We start from the raw sequence: 18,826 nt of genomic DNA on the forward strand, positions 1-18,826 counted from the left end.
CTAATTCCGTTTGGCCCCTTCTTTCCATATAATAAAAAAAGGAAACTTCACCTAAACTGCATGAAAGTTTCCTTTGTTCATTTCTCTCTGCTCTTTTTAGTCGAATTCCTCAAAGCAACCCCCACTACTTTGATCCGCTCTGTATTCTTAGTCGAGCTCCGTGAGGTAAGAGATTCCGCTTATCCAACTAAACCAGCACATCACTGAGAAACGTGATTTTCTGGTTTAGTCCGATAATGCTCGTCTCTTAAGCGCCTCACTCCACTCTGTTTTTTTTAGTCGAGCTCCGTGAAACAGAAAGTTCCGGCCATCCAAACCCAGGAACCAATGCCTAAAACGCATTAGTCTCTAGGTTCCGATGGCGCTCGCTTTCTCCCGTTTTACTCCGCTCTGTATTCGACATGCGCCATCGCCGGGACCTCATCCCACGCCACCGGATAACCGGCACCATGCGCACAAAAGACCGAATCCGGCGTATTTTCTAAATCACCTACCGGATCATACGCTCCAGCCTCGACCACTGCTGCTTGATCCTGACACGGTCGGTATCCGGCGAAGATGCATTCCAATTGTCCTTTGCCATGCGTATAAGCTCGTACTTCTTCCGTATAATCGCGCATTTTTGCCACCGGTGCCTGGCCCGTGATCGTGACTAGTTCCTGAACATCCTGCCCCATTTCAGGCGCGGTAAAAGTACCATGCATGCGTTCGATATCAGTCAACGCCCGACCGACTTGATCTGCTTGCACCTGCAAATTAAACTCATACCAGGGCTCTAGCACTTGACACTGATCTTGTTGTCGTAACTCCATCAAGCCCTGGCGTAATGCCCGCCACGTTGCCTGCCGAAAGTCACCGCCAACCGTGTGCACGTTGCTAGCCTTCCCACTGATCAACGTCACCTTGACATCCGTCAGCGGCATCCCCAACAAAACGCCTAGTTGTGGTTTAGCTGCCAAATTAGCCAAAACTTGGTGCTGCCAGTTACTGCTCAAAACTTCTAAGGAACAATCACTAGTGAAACTCAAGCCACTGCCCCGTGGTGCTGGTTCTAACAATAAATGAACTTCGGCATAATGACGCAACGGTTCAAAGTGCCCGACCCCTTCGACTGGTGCCGTAATAGTTTCTTGGTACAAAATCCGTCCTTGCGTCAAGGAAATCGTCAGTCCAAACCGGTCCGCCATAATTTTGGTCAAGACCTCTAATTGAATTTGTCCCATCAGCTGAACCTGAATTTCTTGCAGCCGTTCTGACCAAGTGACGTGAAGCTGAGGATCTTCATCTTCCAATTCGCGCAGTGCACCTAAACACGTTTGTAAGTCTTGTCCCTGCAAATCGACGGCATAGTTTAGCACGGGCGTCAGTTGGGGGCGAGCTGCATCTGCTTGTTCTCCTAAGCCTTGCCCCGGAAATGTGCCTGTCAAATTCGGGATCGCACAAACTTGCCCACTCAAAACTTCGGGCACTGTCGTAAATTTGATGCCATTATAGACGCGCAATTGATTGACCTTTTGCTCGTCAACCAGCAATTCCTTCGGCTGCAAACTACCGCTTGTAACCCGCAACCAAGTTAGACGCTCATTTTTTTCGGTATGTGAAATTTTAAAAACTTGGGCGCCAAACTCAGTCGTCTGGCTCGTCCGTTCTTGACTCCAGGTTGTAATTCCGGCCAGCAACTCCGCAGTTCCTGCCATTTTCAACGCTGACCCAAAGTAGCACGGAAAGACTTGGCGGTTCGCAATCAACTGTTGAATTTGCCCAACTGACAGCTGGTCATTTGCCATGTAGTCATCCAAAGCAGCTTCATCATTGAGTGCGACTGCTTCATAAAAATCAGCGGTTAACTGCCCGGCAGCTGTGCCCGTAAAATCAACACAGCCTTCTCCCAGCGTCTGCTGTAATTGAGCCAAGACGTCTGCCTGGGTGAGTTCGGTTGTATCCATTTTATTGATAAAAATAAAGACCGGAACGTGGTAACGCGCCAGTAAGCGCCAGAGCGTCAAGGTATAACCCTGAATGCCTGAACTGGCGGAAATCACCAAAATCGCATAATCTAAAACGCTTAAGACTTGTTCCGTTTGCGCGGCAAAATCGACGTGTCCTGGAGTATCCAACAAAGTCATCTTCAACTCATCCGTTTGCAGCTGCGCCTGGTGAGAGAAAATGGTAATTCCCCGCTGTTTCTCTAATTCTTCCGGATCAAGAAACGTATCTTGCTTGTCAACCCTTCCCAGGTGACGCACACTGCCTGTTTGGTATAACAAGGCCTCAGACAAGGTTGTTTTGCCAACATCCACATGGGCGACAATGCCTGTCACAATTTCCTTCATTCCACGTTTCCTCCTTTAATTCTGAAAAAAGCGCGATCCTCTGTTTGGGCAGAAAATCACGCTTCAGTTTCTGGTACGAAATTGGTTTTATAAACTTAAGTCAATTTTTTTGTTTAACAACCAGGTTACCACGGCACCTAATGTCACGGTCGTAAATTCACCGATACCAACTGTTAGATAGGTTAGCCAAAATGGTGCATCACCGACTAAGTTGAGCTCTAAGGCTACAGCCCATGACATTAGGGTACAAACCACGATCACGACTCCTAATTTGGCAGGCAGCGACTTTAAACGTTGACTGATCAGCCAGCTCAACCAAGTCATCACTAAAGTTTGAGCAGTCCCAAAAATCATGTCGATTGGGCCCATTGATGACCATAAATTAGCAATCAAACAACCAATGGTCACGCCCCAGATGTAACGTTTGTTAAAAATTGCCATATTATTGAGCATTTCCGAAAAGCGAAATTGAATCGGGCCATAACTTAAGGGGATAAAAGCCACAGTCAACACCACGTATAGTGCAGCGACTAGGGCCGTCTTCGTCAGTTCGGCAACCCGATGATTAGCGTGTGTCATTATTAAAAAACCTCCTAGTTTTTTTAGGTGGGATGGTTACGAACCACCGAATCTATCAGTTTTGATAACTGCACTCTCCAGTATAGAAAAAAGCGAATTTTTTATCAAGGTCCAAAGCATGGTATAATTTAACCATTCGAGCTTTTTAGCTAAATCTCTCGAGTCAGGTTCCTTTAAACTCGTGAAATACTGAATGAAATGGATATTATCAATGAAAACTACAATTTTAACTGACAGTGCTGCGCTCTTACCAACAAGGCTCAGTACTGCGACCAATCTGAAAATTTTACAAATTCCGTTCACTTTGGCGGACCAAACGTACTACCCAGACCAAGACGCTAGTGTGGCACAACTCGCTAATTTGCAAGAACAAGCTGCCGACTCTTTAACAGAGGCGCCAATTTCCTTGCCAAAAATTACTGCCTTATTGACTGACCTCCAAGCTGAGGGCTACACGGACGTTATTTGTATCCACTTAGCTGAAGCACTGAGCGGTTTAGGAGCAAATCTGCGTCAAGCTGTCAAAAAAGCGAGTGTTCCGCTCAACTTACATCTACTAGATAGCTATAGCCTCGGGGCTGCAGAAGGTAACTTAGTAGTTGCTGCAGCGCAACTAATTGATCAAGGCCAAGAACCAGCCGACATTGTCGCCCACTTAAAGAAACTGCGTCACCGCCAACATACTCTTTTGATCATGGACGATTTAAAGAATTTGCGCAAAACCGGCTCCATCGCCCGGACTTCCCGGCACCTTGAAAATACGCTGTTACACCGGAAAAGTCTGTTGCATTTTACCAAAAACGGCGACTTGGAGGTGCTCTTAACTAGTTCACGAACTAAGAAGATCTTGCAAAATGTTCAACAGCGTCTAAGTGACTTAACAGCTTATGCCCGTCCACAACACTTGAGCCTTGTTACCGAAGACCCAGAAGCACTAGCCGATTATACAGCTGAGCTGCAAGCAGTCTTGCCTAGCGCTCAGCTCAACAGTCAGCTTAGTTCTCCCACTATTTTTGCATTTATGGGGCCACAGACACTGTTGTTGTCGTGGAGTGAATAACACAGAAGACTGTTACTAGTGCTATAAAAGCCTAATTTTCTGCACGAGATTAGGAAAAAATCATTAAAAAAAGATAGCGACCAAATAGCAACTGGAAATTGCCCTTTGGTCGCTATCTTTATCTTTATGATAGGTAACAAAACTATTTTGCTCAGAAAAAAATTCGATTATATTCAGCTCAGCACGAAACACAACCAAAATTAGTTCATTTTCATTGTACGTTCTAACTCCCCCTCTTTGAACCTAAAAAATAGGCTAGTCCACAAATAAATCTTTGCTAACTAGTCTACTCTAAGTCCTGTTCAATTTTAACTTGCCAAACTGCCTGAAGCACAACCGACTGCTGACAGTTAATGATCTCATTTATCATTATTTTATCCTACAAATTTAGTTATTTTTAATTAACCAGTTCTGGTGTAATAGTCACAAAACTAGTAAATTGTCCTTCTCTGGCAAAAGGTAAGACCTGACTTGGTTCTGGTAAATCGCCTGCTAAAAGCTGCTCTTGCAAAAATTCTTTAGCTACTGTAAACGAATCAGAAAAACTCTCGGCCTCAATTGATTCATCCAAGTCTGGAAAATAAACCAGAAACGGTTCATCCAAATCTCTTGGTTTAGTAATTTTAATCGGAAACTTTAACGGTCCATCATTCATTCAACCAACTCCTTATTTTTTATTTTCACTATTTAGTTTACATAATTTTGTGAGATTTGTACAATGAAACGACTTATCATTTTCCTCAAGTCTCTTAAGTTCAGTTTTTAGGTAATAAACGGTATACTAGACTTATCAGGAATCATATACCGAGTCACTGTCAGTTAACTGGCACAGGCTCAAACCATCAGAGAGGGGTATTATTTTATGTACGTAGCAGATGACGATAGATATAACAAATTACCACACCGCCGAGTGGGTGCCACTGGGTTACGCTTACCATTGATTTCCTTAGGTTTATGGCATAGTTTTAGTAGTGCAGATCCTTTATATGATCGCAAAAAGGTCTTGTTAAAAGCTTTCGATACTGGTGTCTTTAGTTTCGATTGTGCCGACCACTATGGTTCACCTGAAATTGGGACAGCGGAAGCACTTTTAGGCCAAGTTTTGTCGCAAGAATTAAAACCTTACCGCGATGAACTGATCATTACTTCCAAAGTTGGCTACCGTACCATTCCTGGACCATATGGTCATTTCTTATCTCGCAAAACGATTTTACAATCGATCGACCGGACATTGGAACGCCTGCAAACAGACTACGTTGATGTTTATTATGCTCACCGGTTTGATCCAAACACGGACCTCTGGGAATCAGTCCAAGCTTTAGACGATGTTGTCCGTTCTGGTAAAGCAATGTACATCGGAATCTCTAATTTTGATACCGAACAAGCAAAAACTGCCGCCAAAATGTTTGACGACTTGGGAACTCCATACACAGTCAACCAGATTTCTTACAACATGTTAAACCGTCGTCCAGAACGAATTGGTTTAGTTGACGAAATGAAACGTCAAAACCGCGGGATCGTGGCTTATGGTCCTCTAGCTGAAGGATTGTTAAGTGACCGTTACTTAGACGGTGTGCCGCAAGACTTCGCCATTCATCCAACCAGCAAGTACGTCATGCAAGCTGGTGCCGAAAAAGTGACTGAAGACTTGAACCAGTTAAATGAAATCGCTAAGAAACGTGGTCAATCTCTCTCTCAAATGGCCTTAGCTTGGTTGCTGCGTGATCCAGTAGTTTCCTCTGTGATTATTGGTACTACTAGTCTTGATCATCTACAAGACAACCTGCAAGCAGCTAAAAACATCAAATTCGACCAAGAAGAACTTGATGCCATCGACGCTATCACTAAATAAATGATTTTACCAAAATAAACAGCCCTGTGACTTTCAAATTTAGTCACAGGGCTGTTTATTTTGGCACAACTATGGTAGCTTATTGTCTCCTTGATGAGCAGATCTAGATCATTCCTTAAATCAATGATGTTCTTTTTCTGATTTGCTTCTAAACATAAACCGCAAGAAGACATTCGGACTGTTAGAAAGCAAGCTATCTGAAGGAAGTGAAAATGACATTCCCCACAAGGCAAGTAAAGCAATCAAGTAATAACTTGGATAAAACAAAAAGTCTGGGTCATACATTTCAGAAAGCAATATTTGAGCCAAAAATATGGTAATCAATAAGACGAAAAAACCTCGTCCGTGAAGCCCAATGTCTCTAAATCTTCGGGTGACCAGACTTATTAGTGGAAGAAAAAAGATCAAAAAAATTCCCACAAAAATTAGTATAATTGACTCACTATTTCCACCTCTAGTCTCTTTCGAGGCGATTAACAGTGAGATTAACGTCACGAAAGATAGAAAGAGAATAGCAATGAGCATGAACAAGACATAGAGAGAGGTGCGTCTGAACTCATCTCGATTAGTTTTTCCCAGAAAGTTAAACGAATTTTTATAAAAAGTAGCAACGAGCGGTGATTTTTTTTCGTTAGTCATCGTCATACTCCTTTATTGAAAATGAATTTAGCGACAATATCAAACTGTTTTTTCTTCCCTTTTAGCCACCAAATAACCTTGCTCCTCTACCCTACGATCAAAATCAAAAGTCAAAAGAAAAAATCTAAAAGACTAGGCTCCGATAGTGCTCAGAAACTAATTACTTTACTTTGCTCCGCTCTGTTTTACTTAGCTGGCTTTCCTGGCTTCTTAGCTGCCACAATCAATCCATCGTTGACTGTTTCAGCGTATAACTTATCACCACTGGCCCGACCCGCAAAGTGCACGCCATCGGTGCCATCAAAGACCTCTGGATGCGCTGCAGCGTTTTTGCCCCAATCAGCAATTGTGATCCACTCATATTTGGCAGGCAGCTTCCGTTCTAACACACCCAATTTGGTCGAGTTCCACGATGCCGTTGCCGACCGATCATAAGGTGTCATAATCACCAACTTGTGCCCCGGCTTCAAATCTTTAATGATTTTTTCCAGTTGTTCCTGATAATCGTTCAAAGAGTTTGTTCCCACAGCAATCACTACAAACTCACGTAAAGTCTTATTTTTCTGCTGGTTCATCATAGTGGTATATGCTTCATTTAACTTTCGGTTACCTTCCGCATCAACCTGCGAATCCGCCACATGCGGCTCCAGATACCGCCGAGTTCCCAACGTCACACTGTCCCCTATAATTGAAACACCCGCTGGAATCTGATACTTGCTAGCGGTACTTTGTTTGTTAAACGCCCGGTAGTCATTAGTATCAGTCTTTTGTTTAACCAGTGCCTTTTTCTTAGGTGGTGCAACCTGGGCTAAGACTGTGTCCTTAGCTTCCGCCACCCCATCGAAATCCTGGTAAATTCCACCAATCCACAGGTGCCGTTCCAAGGCTGACATCACTGGTGCCTTGTGCGCGGTGAAGCCTGTCACGACAAACAAACCTGCAATAATCACCGTCAATGGTATGGTCAAAGCACGACCACCCACTCGTTGGCCAAAGAAGTGCCCTTTTCTCCCCGCTACTAATGGTTCCACCAAATAATACGAAAGTGCTGCAAAAATAAAACTCAAGACGGTTGTCAAAACAGCGGCCCAACCATTGGACATTTTGTGAGAAAAAATCACGTACAACGGCCAGTGATACAGATAAACACTGTACGAACAGTCCGCAATAAAGCCGAAGATCCATGGTTCCTTCACTCCCGGCGTTTCTTCATGTAAGATTCGTGCCCCTAGAATCATCATTGCTCCCAATAAAACCGCAATTACCATGCCATAAGGGTAAGTAAACGCCGCACTAAAATCTAGGGTAAAGGTGATAATCAAGATTCCGGCCAAACCAACTACCATTAACAACATCCCCAATGGCACCGAACCCCATTTTCTCAGCCAGCGCGTAAAGGAAACAGTCAAAGTCGAAATTCCCGTCAAACTTCCTAAAATCGCTCCCAAGAAGAAAGGAAAACTATGCGTCACACTAGAAAAATAAACCGGAGAGAAGTCTTTGAGACCCGCGCCACCAGTTTTCATCGCCATAATGCTAGCAACTGCAAGAACAGTCGACATCAGCACGATTCCACCACGGAAAAAACCATTTTGTGAGCGTGAATGTCCGAAAAATAAGTGCACTAATTTGGAAAAGAGGTAGACGATCAGGCCCCACACAATATAAAAGTGCATTTCAACCGCTAACGACCAAGTATGCAAGAATAAATGCGGGATAAAGTTATTTTCGTAACTTCCACCCGTAGCAATTTCAAAATAGTTAGTCACAAAACCGAAAGCCGCTGCGACTTGTTTGCCCAGACCAGTGATAAAATCCGGTCCCACCAAATAAGTCAACGGCACGACCAACAATACTGACAAAACTAATGGCGGTACGATCCGGTAAAACCGGCGCTGATAAAAGCTTCCCAGTTTAAAGCGACCGCTGTTGTGAAATTCATCGATCATTAGTGACGTGATCAAAAAGCCGGAAAACACGAAGAAGACGTCGACCCCAACAAAACCGCCCGGATATGTATTCTGGAAAAAATGATAGCCTAACACTAAAAATAAGCCCGTGATACGGACTAGGCTAAACCATTTGATTTTAGTTTTACTTGGTTTGTTTGAAATTTCCATCTATAAACTCTCCTTGATAAACCTTGTTTTTTTGCGTGGTTAACTTGCCGTGACCACTAACATCGCCCTTCACAAAATGACCGCTAAACTGCCAGCCTTCATGGGACTTCAAGGTGCCTTTGCCATTAAAACGTCCGTCTTTAAACTGCCCCTGGTAGACGTCCCCATTTTTTAAGCTGAGCTTTCCTTGCCCGTCAAATTTATTTTTAAAGACTTGACCATCATAAATGATTCGCCCGTGATCCAGGGTATAGTGGCCTGTGGAGCGCTGTGCCGGCTTTAAAGCGATCACTGCAAAAACCACAATTAAAATCACGGTCAAGATTTCCCCTGCTACTCGAATTGGTTGTTTTTGCATCTTAATTTTTCCTCTCTTTGGTCCCGGAATCGTTTTAATTGATTACACTATCATGGTACCAAACTAATAATATTTTGCCTAACAAAACGACGCGCAGTTTTTCTTTTTACTTTACCCGTAAATACTCTGCGCTAACTCATCATCTTTAGTAATCATGTTTGTAAAATAGATTGACTAATTATATAATGAATTTGCCCTATTTAATGATAGCAATTTGATGCAGACAGACGTTATCAACAAAAAAGTTAATCTTGCTTTTAAAGCTTTAAATAAAAATACCACACCATATTTTAAAAAGTAGTTGGCTTATCTGTTATACGAATGACATAATTATTTATTCGAAAATTGAAATTCAATTTTCGAATAAACTAGGAATAGCTTTTAGCAAGGCAACAGCAACAATTAATAATGTACACTAACCAAATCAAAAACGTATCGAATAAGTCAAACAACATAGAGAAGACTAAAACAATACTTATACTAATTACTAATTCAGTTAATGAACCAAAAAAGAATAGTAATAAGCAATCAAAAGGGAGCATTTAAATACATTTTTTCAGTTAAAGCAGGGGTATTAATGAGTAATAATCCCTCGAGTATCAACAATAGAATTTATAGCTAGCTACAACTTTTTGGAGGGAACAATTTGAAAATAAAAAATCTATTTTGGAAATCTTCTTGGTTTTTAGGCTTCTTATTTAGTATTTTCACTCTACTAAATGCAATTTTTTACCCGGGACTTATACACAATAAATCTAACCTGTTACTTAATAATGTTTACATATTTGCTATAGCGGGTATTATCTTAGTTTTCTTGTATTCACTATTTTCTTTTAATCAAAAAATTCAACGCATTATTTGCGCCGTACTAATAATTTTTCAGGTTTTTATTCAATTATATTTGGCCTTTACTTTTGGAGGTGCTCAAGGTGTTGATGACTTTGATATAAGAACACAAGCTGAAGCTTTGTCACAAGGATCTCACCAATGGCCTTCTTATTTTTCTTTTGCCCCCAATAACGTTGGATCAACAATTATTTTTTCTTGGATAATTAAATTATGTTCTATTTTAAAATTTAAAAGCACAACAACTGCGTTAAACCTTTTTTCTTTTTTGATTATTGATATTGCAGCAGTCTGTGGGTATTTTATACTGAAAAATAAACAAAGCAAAATATTGTATATTCTTTTATGTTGTTCTTTTGCTCCACTCTTTTTACCAGCATTAATACTATATACAGATCCACTTGCTATGTCGCTTACCTTTATATCTATTTTTCTAGTTACTAAAGCAGAACGCTCAAAAAATAAAGGTAGCACTGCTGTCTTGTTAATATGTTCCATAATTACAATGTGTCTAGCTACTTTCTGTAAAACAAATGCAATTATTATCCTAATTGCTTTTGCTATATATACAACATTTAAAAACCATTCTTTAAAAAAGACTTTTTGTGTTCTTTTACTAACACTAGTTGTATTTAGTTGCTGTAATTATTTTTATCAACAAACTAAGGAAAATTATAATTTTGAAATTAATAGTAGTTCTAATTTTCCTTATGTATACTGGATGGCTATGGGACTAGACTCCAGAACTGATGGTACAAATTCAAAAAATAATATTAATTTGTGGGCAGAAACTGCTAAATACAAAACCTTATCCTCCCGTGCTTCATACAATAGTAAAAAAATACATCGTGAAATTCAAAGTGCAGGTCTTTTGGGATTGGCTAGCCTATGGGCTCGCAAAGAAAATATTCAATGGTCTATGGGTTCCATGGGGATTGAAAGTAGAAAATATAACATATATAGCTCATCATCTAAACTGTATAAATATATTTTTGGACAGCAAAACATTCTTCTTCTGTCCATTTCTCAAGCTATTTACTTAATACTTTGGTTAGGATTTTTTATTTATTGCATAAAAAAAATTAGACAACATAAAAACGACATCACTATAGACAACCTGATGTTACTTTTTATTATTGGTATTTTTTTATTTCATTTACTTATGTGGGAAACTATGGAGCGTTATGCTTACATAGTTGTTCTACCTTTTCTACTCCTCAGTAGTTTAGGGATTAAAGATCTTTTTACCTTTATCCAAGACTCGAAGTTTTTCAAAGACTCTCGGAATATAAATGTTAGTTTTATAGTTTTAATAGGGATTTTATGTTGTGGTTTCACATTAGATATTTCTAAAGTAAAGAACAAGGTTGTATCAGATGTACCAGTTTTAGGACAACATTTCTATAGAAATGAAACTTTAACAATAAATCCCCAACAAACGTTGAGTGAACATCTTCATGTTCCTTCTACGTTTAATAAAATAACACTAGTTATGCCAAGCACTAATCCAAGATCACTAAAGACAACACTTAAAAATGATAGTAACAATAAAAATTTAATTGAAGGGGAAAATTTTTGGAAAGAATCCGCAGGAGATTATATTCTTAAAATAAAAAATAAGTCCTCTGAAGTCATACAAATACAAACTGGAAAGTCTCCAAAAATGGATTTACTACAACAGCCAATTAAAAAATCCAAAAATTATTTTTTTGATATAACTTTTAGCAATTCAAGCTTATCACCTTTATTGCCAGTAAAAAGATACATTCAACTTTTTACAATATGCTTGTTAATAACAATCTTTAGCTATCTCAGATTGTTAAAAATTACAAAATTAAAGGGTAGAGATTAATTTTGGATTTCCGAAACTATAATGATAAATTATCTGCTTAAGGTCGTTAAATGTTGAAAGATGAATTGTCTGTCGTCCTTTTTCTACGGAAAGTCAATAGTTAAGCCCAACTTTATAGCACTAAGACTTGTCAAGCTGACAAATGAAATAATATAAAATTAAATCTGTTTCCAAGCGGCTTCATTCCAGTATTCACCCGGAGTGAGGCTGTTTCTTTATGCTAAGCGATTGTAGTGATTAACCTTCTTCAACAGCTTCACGGTCTCTTCAAAGGTTGTAGGCATTGTTTGATACTCCATCCAGTGTGATTTGAACTCATTCCACCAATATTCCATTGGCGCATTATCATATGGTGTACCTGGACGAGACCCATGCTGTATATCACATCGTAACGTCCCAGAAAGTTGTTGAAAGCGCCAGATGTATAAGTTGATCCACAAGTGAACATCACCAACGCTACCAAATACGCGTTGGAACACTTCTATTTCCACAGATGCGGTTTCAGTAATAATGAAATGGTGTGATGCGAAGACGCACATAAAGACTGCACTACGCCCTGTCAAGTTGACAAATGAAATAATATAAAGTTGAATCTATCTCTAAGCGGCTTCATTCCAGTATTCATCTGGAGTAAGGCCGTTTCTTTGTGCTGAACGATTGTGGTGATTGAAGTACTCAATCCCTGCTTCAACCAGCTTCACGAGCTCTTCAAAGGTTTTAGGCATCGGATGACTATCCATCCAGCGCAATTTTAACTCATTCCACCAACGTTCCATTGGCGCATTATCATATGGTGTACCTGGACGGGACATACTGCGAGTTACATCGTAACGCCCAAGAAAGCTGTTGAAAGCGCCAGATGTATAAGCTGACCCACGATCTGTGTGAATCAGTGGATGAACAGCACCAACCCTATCAAATGCACGTTAAAACACCTTTATTTCCACAGCTGAGGTTTCGGTAATACTGAGATGGTGTGACAAAAGACGACGTCCATAAAGATCGAGCACACCACTGAGACGAATCTTATGTTCACCATTGGGACCAAATCTCAATTCGGTTGAATCTGACAACCAAACCTTATTAGGTGCGTCTGTCTCGAAGTCCTGGTTCAAGACATTATCTTGAATATATTGCTCACTTGCTTCTTGGCGACTATGTTTCTCCACCCTAATTTGACATCTCAAGCCAAGTTCACGCATCACGCGTCGGACCATTTTGTACGTCACTCGGAAAGTAATCAACTCATCGTGTTCAAGACTCACTAAAAGATTTCCAGCACCGATGCCTTGATGGTGGAAATTAAACCAGTATTGTGTTCGTTCCTTGAGTTGACAATTGCGAGCTTCCCAAGTAGTTTCTTCTCACTTTAAGACTTTGAAGTAAGCCTAAAGGTATTCAAGAACTTCGACGAGAGGCTTGGATACCTCTAAGCTTGATAGTTTTTTTGTAGAAAAATAGTGCTGATAATCATCTTATCAACACTAAAAGATTTAGGTGTTTCAATTACCATCTTCCTACATTTTATAATTGCCCTTTGCATACAATTTACATTAAATAGGTTTTATTTAATAAACAATTATTTTTGGGGCTTGGAAAATGGATATTTTCTTGGAAAAAAAAAGGACCGCAAAAATGGAATAAATGGAACTATAATTGATGCGAGCCAGATAATAATTAGGCGGTAAATGATAATTGCAAAGACGGCAAATTCTACCCTGTTAGTCATGGCCAGTATCCTGCCAAAAATTTTTGAACCAACTAAAAGGGCATTTAAATCAATTAGATGAAAACATAACATCACTAAAGAATCTTTCCCATATTTTTGCAACACTGGCCACTGATACTTAGCTTTTAATCCCCAACGACATAATCTAACTATAAAATAAGTACCACCAAACGCTCCTATAACTGCTAGAAAAGGAGAATCAGCGTGGCTAATATTCATATAAAAGAATCCCGATTTTGCAGATAACAACCACAATAACAAACTAACTACATCGAAAAAATAATTCCCTTTTTCTACCCAGTTATACGCACGTAAAATATAACCAGAACAATAAAAAATCTGGCTGATTAAGACTGCATCAAAAGACCAGGGTAATTGAATTCTTTGACCAAGTAAAAAGCCACATACAGCCAATACTACACTTAACAAAAATATCCAATAATTACTGTAAGAAAATTTATGACTTACTTTAACAACAAAATTAAACAATAAATTTCCTAAAAACATTGCTGGTAAGAACCAAATAGCGCCAACAGCTGTTATTGTTAACTTTAAGCCAGGAATAAACGAACTAGTACCTAACCCATATAAACCACTCGCTATGTATTGAAGAAAGTTAATTGGGTGTATCCAATTTGGAAAAATGTTATGCCCAAAAAATTCAATTATTCCTATCAAAAACACTGTTGAAAAATATGGTAATAATAAATTTCTAAAACCACTTCTAACAATTTGTGAAAAACTTTTTTCTTTAAATAGATATCCCGACAAAATGAAAAAAATTGGCACATTTACTGCAAACAATAACGCCGAAAAAAACGATCGTGAATATAAACTTAAAGAATGGGTAATCACAATCATGATTATCGCTATTCCACGTGCCATATCTATCCATTCAATTCTTTTATTCATGACTTCTCACTATTTTTTTCAAAAAATCCCTCCAATAATATTTATCCATGTAATAACTTTATTTGGCTAAAACATTTTGTCTCTTCGCTTCTTACTTACCCATAATTAATATAATACACCATTAGACTGTTTTAAAATACAAAATCGTTTATAAAACCTTACACACCAATAAATGGGTATAAACTGTATACTCAAAAAACTAAATTATTCAATTTTTAAATTAGCCTTTAATTTTTTTAGTTCTTTGACCTCTCGTAAGCCTGCATGGATCAAGACAAAAATGGCGACCCAACCAATAATGATCAATGCAATCAACTTCAAATCCGCAAACGGCGTCTGCATATCCCAAAAAGCATGCAACAAGACTGCTAGAACATAAAAATTGATAAAGTGGCGGTCCGTAAAGTGTTCTTTGCGCAAAGGACTGTTCCTTTTGACCAAAACTAAAGCTGCCCCTAAAATGGCGGTCCAAATCGTGTGACTACCCAACGAGCCAAAGGACCGGACTAACAACACTCCAATCCCATAATTTTGCGCGTAACCAGCGTTTTCAAAGACGGCGAAACCAGCACCAATCGCCGCACCAATCAACATTCCGTTAAAAATATGCGTGATTTTCTTGCGATGAACAAAGTAAGCGACAATAATCAGCTTCCCAGTCTCTTCCACTAAGCCAATCAAAATCGAACCCAGCAGGGAAAAATTACCACTACCGGTCAGAGAGTAAATGAAAACCGTCATTAACAGCGAAAATGCCCCACCAACAAAGAAAATCTTGATGACTTGGTAAATACTGATATTTTTAAAGACATTGATTTCAAAAAAGAAGATCAAGAGGGAAAATGGCACAGCCAACGCCCCCATAAATAATAGGCCAGGATAGGCGTTAGAATTACGAAAAACCAAGAGCACAGCCAATAAAATCAGCAACAAACCTGACAAGGATAAGAAGACCCGGGAAAACAACCAGGGTTGAACTTCTTTGTCAGCTACCTCGCTTAATGTCGGGGTCGTCTCTTTAGTTCCTGCGATAAAGATCCGGTCAGTTTCATCTGCGGTATGTTTTTTAAAAACCTGTTTAAAAAATGCTTTGAGATTAATTTCGACACTAGTATCTTCACCAGTCCAAGAATTAATTTCCTTAGTTGCATTATTTAAAATCTTTTCGGTCCTCGAACTGCGGTCCGCCTGTTGCTGATGGTGCAAGGCTGCTCCACATTCTACGCAAAACTTATTGGCTGCTTGATTTTTTGTCCCGCACCTTGGACAGCTGACCCACTTAGTTTCATTTTCTGCCATCGCCACGTCCTCCTGCTTAATCATAAGTTAATCATTATTATAAGCTCCGACTTGAAGTCAGCCAAACTTTCTGCTTAGTAACAAACACAGAGCGGAGCAAACCGGGAGAACTCGAGCACCATCAGAACCGAGTGACTAATGCGGGTTAGGCATTGGTCGCTGGGTTTGGATGGGCGGAAAGTCCTGGGTTGAGCAGCTCGACTACAAACCCACAGAGTGGATTAAAACGGTTAGCTCCCGAGCATTTCGAAGCCTGCCTTAAAGGTGGGCTTGGATAGGCGGACGGAACTGCTTTGAGTAGTTCGACTAAAAAACAAGCAGACTACAGTAACTAATTCTGCAATCTGCTTGTTTCACATAATCGACTGACTAATTATTTTCAGTCACTTTTTTCGTTAAATACTGTTGTAGCGCTTGTTTAGGCTTATAGCCAGTAATTTTTTCTTTAGCTTCCCCGTCTTTGAACAAAATTAACGTTGGGAGACTCATGACTTGAAACTGTTCAGCAAGCCCCTGATTTTCTTCGACATCAATCGCCGCAAAATTCACCTGACCATCAAAATCTTCCGCTAATTCTTCTAAAACCGGTTCTAACATGTGGCACGGTCCGCACCAGTCCGCCCAAAAGTCGACCAAAGTTAAACCTTTAGCCGTCGCTTGAGTCAGATTTTCACTTGTAATTTCTGTTAACATTTTCTATCCTACTCTTCTTCGAAAATAAACTTGTTGATAATTTCTGCCAGTGGATCATGATTATTGTCCGCTTGCGTCACGTAATTAGCCTCTGCTTGAACAAAATCACGTCCGTTAGCGACACTTACTCCTAAACCAGCTGCCTTGATCATTGGTAAGTCATTACTGTTATCACCGACTGCGATCACTTCGCTCGGCTTGATCCCCAACTTAGCAGCCAGCGCCAAAACAGCCTGTCCTTTGTCGGCACTCGGGTCATTAAACTCAATATACCGATCCGAAGAAAAACTGATGTTTAAGGCAAAATCCACGTTTTTTTCAACGTAATCTTGCATCGACAAACGTTGCGCTTCTGCCTCAATGTTAAAAATAATTTTGGTGATGGGGGTCTGTTGGAGGAACTTCAAACTATCTTCATGCATCAGTTTCCATCCAGTGACGCGCCCATTTAAATAGTCAGTTTCCTTGTCATTCATATTCCAAATGTACAATTCATCGACAGTATAAACATGGACACAGAGGTGTTCGCGCATCCCAATCTTAAACAACTGTTCCACAATTTCGTATGGTAAAGCGTTAACCTGCAAAACCCGATTTTGCTGATTTTCAATAATTGCGGCCCCGTTGTATGAAATCACATACTGGTCAGGCTTTTGGCTCAACCCAAGTTGAATCAAGTTATCCTGAATACTGTTGAAGCTCCGGCCCGTATTTGGGACAAAGTAAACTCCTGTGGCACTGGCCCGCTTAATGGCAGCCACTGTGGCCGGTGTGATCACTTTTTTGTCACTCAATAAAGTTTCATCCATATCACTAGTAATTAACTTATACATTGAATTTCCAACTTTCTTTGCTAAATTAGCACAACCAACTACTTCTGACTGGCTCTCTTTCACCAATCTTCAATAATAAATCTATCGTACTTTCCCAGACAATTCAAGTTGTCAAAAACAAAGTAAAATGAAACTTGAGAAAACGTGCGCCGCGCGGTCTAAGAATTAATTACCGGAGATGATTAGGACATAATTCGAAAAAATATGAGTTTTGTTAAAACATTCAAACAAATAACCCCAGCCTCCAGCTAATCTGCTGGCGTGACTGGGGTTATTTTTATCGGTCTATTTTTTAGCGGAACGATTACTTTTCAACCGGTTGGCAATGATGGCACCGGCAATTGCTAAAATAACTACCGCACCAAATAAAGCAGCGGGAATTTCAATATCAATTGCTGGAATGGTTAAGAAGAGTTTGATTGCAATCAAAGCAATCAAACCGTAAGCAACGACTTCTAGTTCTGGCACGATTTCTAGTAAACGCATAATGACTTCCGCCACCCCACGCATTGCTAAGATTCCAATCAACCCACCAATCAAAACAATGACTGGGTTAGGTGAAATTGCCAGCGAAGCCAGAATTGAATCGATTGAGAAGACGATGTCCATCGCTTCAATCGACAATACAACTGACCAAAACAACGAAATTCGGGGTTTCTTTTTCTTCTTAGTCGCCTGCTTAATTTGATGTGGATGAGCTCTAACCCAAAAATGTTTAACTGCTAGGTACATCAGGTAAGCCGCACCAATGACTTTGATTTCCCAAAAATGAATCAGGTAACTTCCGACACCAATTAATAGAAAACGGAAAAGGTAAGCTCCCCAAATTCCATAGAACAAGGATTTCTCCTGTTCTTTTTTGGTCGGTAATTTTTGCGTCTGTGCCGCTAAAACGATGGCATTATCAACTGACAACAAGCATTCGATCAAAATCAAAGACAAGATGATCATCCAATCTTTGCCGGAAGTGATCACTGTTTCCCAGTTATGCAAATCAAAAAATGGTCCATATAAATTTTCAATAAGTGACAAGCAAGGTTTCCTCTCTTTTGTCGGGTACAATTAAAGCCTGAGCTCCATGGTGCTTGGGAGCTAAACGCTTTGTTTCACCCTATGTTTATTAGTCGAGCTCCGCGAAACAGAAAGTTCCGTTTATCACACCCCGACCTTCAATGCCTAAAACGCATTAAAGGCCGGGTCACGATAATGCTCGCTTTCTCCCGTTTCACTCCGCTCTGTGTTTATTAAGCTAAATTTTACCATACTTTTGCAATTATTCGAGTGGTAATGTGACCTGATCCGATGATAATTTTTGTTCGTCATCTTCCGGTGGATATTTTGCGCGTAAATAGCCCTTGATCATGCCATACACCGCATTACGATCAGCGGTGTTCAAGGTTTTACCGTTAAACCTGACCCGCGAATTCGATGCGAACAAATCTTCAATTTCAAAGTCGTCGTAGTCGCGGCCAATCAAAAAGTCCAAGGAAACGTTAAAGAAATCAGCTAACTTTAAAACTTCCAGATACGATGGCGTATTCACGCCCCGCTCCCAGCTGCCAATTTGGTGGCCGGTATTTGGTCGTTCATCCGCGTGACTAGCAACCTGATTTAATTCTTTTGCCAAGCCTGACAAGGATAAGCCGCGTCCCTGCCTTAAAGCTCTTAACCTAATTGGAAACATTTTGTTCACCTACCCCTTTTTAAATTCCGAAAGTAAC

General features: G+C 40.0%; 18 protein-coding genes, 1 pseudogene and 1 riboswitch. Of the genes and pseudogenes, 3 read left to right on the forward strand and 16 right to left on the reverse strand.

Translation table 11 applies throughout. The features are described 5' to 3' along the window. Positions 1 to 380 precede the first annotated feature (380 nt). Positions 381 to 2,333: an elongation factor G gene (locus LPAF129_RS04865; protein ID WP_244055038.1), complete on the reverse strand. Its 1,953-nt coding sequence runs from the start codon at positions 2,331 to 2,333 to the stop codon at positions 381 to 383. Between the two features lie 87 nt (positions 2,334 to 2,420). After that, complete coding sequence (locus LPAF129_RS04870; RefSeq protein WP_244055039.1) at positions 2,421 to 2,912, reverse strand: QueT transporter family protein; 492 nt, start codon at positions 2,910 to 2,912, stop codon at positions 2,421 to 2,423. 8 nt (positions 2,913 to 2,920) lie between these two features. Beyond that, positions 2,921 to 2,965, reverse strand: a riboswitch (PreQ1 riboswitch). A gap of 158 nt (positions 2,966 to 3,123) precedes the next feature. Here LPAF129_RS04870 and LPAF129_RS04875 point away from each other — a divergent pair. Further along, a complete protein-coding gene (locus LPAF129_RS04875) occupies positions 3,124 to 3,972 on the forward strand; it encodes a DegV family protein (protein ID WP_244055040.1) in 849 nt (282 codons plus the stop codon). Between the two features lie 397 nt (positions 3,973 to 4,369). Here LPAF129_RS04875 and LPAF129_RS04880 read toward each other — a convergent pair whose 3' ends face one another. Next, complete coding sequence (locus LPAF129_RS04880; protein WP_244055041.1) at positions 4,370 to 4,627, reverse strand: hypothetical protein; 258 nt, start codon at positions 4,625 to 4,627, stop codon at positions 4,370 to 4,372. Positions 4,628 to 4,834: 207 nt separating this feature from the next. Between LPAF129_RS04880 and LPAF129_RS04885 the strand changes: the two genes are divergently transcribed. After that, positions 4,835 to 5,824 carry an aldo/keto reductase gene (locus LPAF129_RS04885; RefSeq protein WP_244055042.1) on the forward strand — a complete coding sequence of 330 codons (990 nt, stop codon included), beginning with the start codon at positions 4,835 to 4,837 and terminating at the stop codon, positions 5,822 to 5,824. A 120-nt stretch (positions 5,825 to 5,944) separates the two neighbouring features. Here LPAF129_RS04885 and LPAF129_RS04890 read toward each other — a convergent pair whose 3' ends face one another. From LPAF129_RS04890 to LPAF129_RS04900, 3 genes are all read right to left on the reverse strand, one after another. Then, positions 5,945 to 6,463, reverse strand: coding sequence for a DUF805 domain-containing protein (locus tag LPAF129_RS04890; protein ID WP_244055043.1), 519 nt, complete (start codon positions 6,461 to 6,463; stop codon positions 5,945 to 5,947). Between the two features lie 185 nt (positions 6,464 to 6,648). Further along, the gene (locus LPAF129_RS04895; RefSeq protein WP_244055044.1) at positions 6,649 to 8,583 is read right to left on the reverse strand and encodes an acyltransferase family protein; all 1,935 of its coding nucleotides are present in this window, start codon (positions 8,581 to 8,583) and stop codon (positions 6,649 to 6,651) included. Further along, the gene (locus LPAF129_RS04900; RefSeq protein ID WP_244055045.1) at positions 8,558 to 8,941 is read right to left on the reverse strand and encodes an MORN repeat-containing protein; all 384 of its coding nucleotides are present in this window, start codon (positions 8,939 to 8,941) and stop codon (positions 8,558 to 8,560) included. Before LPAF129_RS04900 ends, LPAF129_RS04895 begins: the two co-directional genes overlap by 26 nt. Before the next feature lie 646 nt (positions 8,942 to 9,587). Here LPAF129_RS04900 and LPAF129_RS04905 point away from each other — a divergent pair. Further along, complete coding sequence (locus LPAF129_RS04905) at positions 9,588 to 11,639, forward strand: glycosyltransferase family protein (RefSeq protein ID WP_244055046.1); 2,052 nt, start codon at positions 9,588 to 9,590, stop codon at positions 11,637 to 11,639. A gap of 215 nt (positions 11,640 to 11,854) precedes the next feature. On the opposite strand, the gene LPAF129_RS04910 is transcribed toward LPAF129_RS04905, so the two are convergent. From LPAF129_RS04910 to LPAF129_RS04950, 10 genes and pseudogenes are all read right to left on the reverse strand, one after another. Next, a complete protein-coding gene (locus LPAF129_RS04910; RefSeq protein WP_244055047.1) occupies positions 11,855 to 12,118 on the reverse strand; it encodes a hypothetical protein in 264 nt (87 codons plus the stop codon). Positions 12,119 to 12,238: 120 nt separating this feature from the next. Then, on the reverse strand, positions 12,239 to 12,451 hold the full coding sequence (locus LPAF129_RS04915; RefSeq protein ID WP_244055048.1) for an integrase core domain-containing protein: 213 nt from the start codon (positions 12,449 to 12,451) through the stop codon (positions 12,239 to 12,241). Then, positions 12,443 to 12,550 (reverse strand): annotated as a pseudogene (locus LPAF129_RS11275) (IS3 family transposase); the annotation flags it as partial. The gene LPAF129_RS04915 and the pseudogene LPAF129_RS11275, both read right to left, overlap by 9 nt. A gap of 15 nt (positions 12,551 to 12,565) precedes the next feature. Beyond that, complete coding sequence (locus LPAF129_RS04920; protein ID WP_244055049.1) at positions 12,566 to 12,904, reverse strand: hypothetical protein; 339 nt, start codon at positions 12,902 to 12,904, stop codon at positions 12,566 to 12,568. A gap of 314 nt (positions 12,905 to 13,218) precedes the next feature. Next, a complete protein-coding gene (locus tag LPAF129_RS04925) occupies positions 13,219 to 14,280 on the reverse strand; it encodes an acyltransferase family protein (RefSeq protein WP_244055050.1) in 1,062 nt (353 codons plus the stop codon). 204 nt (positions 14,281 to 14,484) lie between these two features. Further along, a complete protein-coding gene (locus tag LPAF129_RS04930) occupies positions 14,485 to 15,579 on the reverse strand; it encodes a PrsW family glutamic-type intramembrane protease (RefSeq protein ID WP_244055051.1) in 1,095 nt (364 codons plus the stop codon). A 369-nt stretch (positions 15,580 to 15,948) separates the two neighbouring features. Then, entirely contained in the window at positions 15,949 to 16,272 is a 324-nt protein-coding gene (gene trxA, locus LPAF129_RS04935; protein WP_244055052.1) for a thioredoxin, read from the reverse strand. Between the two features lie 8 nt (positions 16,273 to 16,280). Beyond that, positions 16,281 to 17,105, reverse strand: a complete 825-nt coding sequence (locus tag LPAF129_RS04940) for a Cof-type HAD-IIB family hydrolase (protein WP_244055053.1) — start codon at positions 17,103 to 17,105, stop codon at positions 16,281 to 16,283. A 285-nt stretch (positions 17,106 to 17,390) separates the two neighbouring features. Beyond that, positions 17,391 to 18,137 carry a TerC family protein gene (locus tag LPAF129_RS04945; RefSeq protein ID WP_244055054.1) on the reverse strand — a complete coding sequence of 249 codons (747 nt, stop codon included), beginning with the start codon at positions 18,135 to 18,137 and terminating at the stop codon, positions 17,391 to 17,393. A 241-nt stretch (positions 18,138 to 18,378) separates the two neighbouring features. Continuing rightward, positions 18,379 to 18,789: a helix-turn-helix domain-containing protein gene (locus tag LPAF129_RS04950; protein ID WP_244055055.1), complete on the reverse strand. Its 411-nt coding sequence runs from the start codon at positions 18,787 to 18,789 to the stop codon at positions 18,379 to 18,381. Positions 18,790 to 18,826 lie beyond the last annotated feature (37 nt).

Origin of the sequence: Ligilactobacillus pabuli (assembly GCF_022836475.1) — a bacterium.
GTDB classification, from domain to species: domain Bacteria; phylum Bacillota; class Bacilli; order Lactobacillales; family Lactobacillaceae; genus Ligilactobacillus; species Ligilactobacillus pabuli.

Bases quoted from the DNA above. Each gene is read 5' to 3' on its own strand.
- LPAF129_RS04865 (WP_244055038.1), bottom strand. From the start codon at position 2,333: ATGAAGGAAATTGTGACAGGCATTGTCGCCCATGTGGATGTTGGCAAA.
- LPAF129_RS04870 (WP_244055039.1), bottom strand. From the start codon at position 2,912: ATGACACACGCTAATCATCGGGTTGCCGAACTGACGAAGACGGCCCTA.
- LPAF129_RS04875 (WP_244055040.1), top strand. From the start codon at position 3,124: ATGAAAACTACAATTTTAACTGACAGTGCTGCGCTCTTACCAACAAGG.
- LPAF129_RS04880 (WP_244055041.1), bottom strand. From the start codon at position 4,627: ATGAATGATGGACCGTTAAAGTTTCCGATTAAAATTACTAAACCAAGA.
- LPAF129_RS04885 (WP_244055042.1), top strand. From the start codon at position 4,835: ATGTACGTAGCAGATGACGATAGATATAACAAATTACCACACCGCCGA.
- LPAF129_RS04890 (WP_244055043.1), bottom strand. From the start codon at position 6,463: ATGACTAACGAAAAAAAATCACCGCTCGTTGCTACTTTTTATAAAAAT.
- LPAF129_RS04895 (WP_244055044.1), bottom strand. From the start codon at position 8,583: ATGGAAATTTCAAACAAACCAAGTAAAACTAAAATCAAATGGTTTAGC.
- LPAF129_RS04900 (WP_244055045.1), bottom strand. From the start codon at position 8,941: ATGCAAAAACAACCAATTCGAGTAGCAGGGGAAATCTTGACCGTGATT.
- LPAF129_RS04915 (WP_244055048.1), bottom strand. From the start codon at position 12,451: ATGTCCCGTCCAGGTACACCATATGATAATGCGCCAATGGAACGTTGG.
- LPAF129_RS04925 (WP_244055050.1), bottom strand. From the start codon at position 14,280: ATGAATAAAAGAATTGAATGGATAGATATGGCACGTGGAATAGCGATA.
- LPAF129_RS04930 (WP_244055051.1), bottom strand. From the start codon at position 15,579: ATGGCAGAAAATGAAACTAAGTGGGTCAGCTGTCCAAGGTGCGGGACA.
- trxA (WP_244055052.1), bottom strand. From the start codon at position 16,272: ATGTTAACAGAAATTACAAGTGAAAATCTGACTCAAGCGACGGCTAAA.
- LPAF129_RS04940 (WP_244055053.1), bottom strand. From the start codon at position 17,105: ATGTATAAGTTAATTACTAGTGATATGGATGAAACTTTATTGAGTGAC.
- LPAF129_RS04950 (WP_244055055.1), bottom strand. From the start codon at position 18,789: ATGTTTCCAATTAGGTTAAGAGCTTTAAGGCAGGGACGCGGCTTATCC.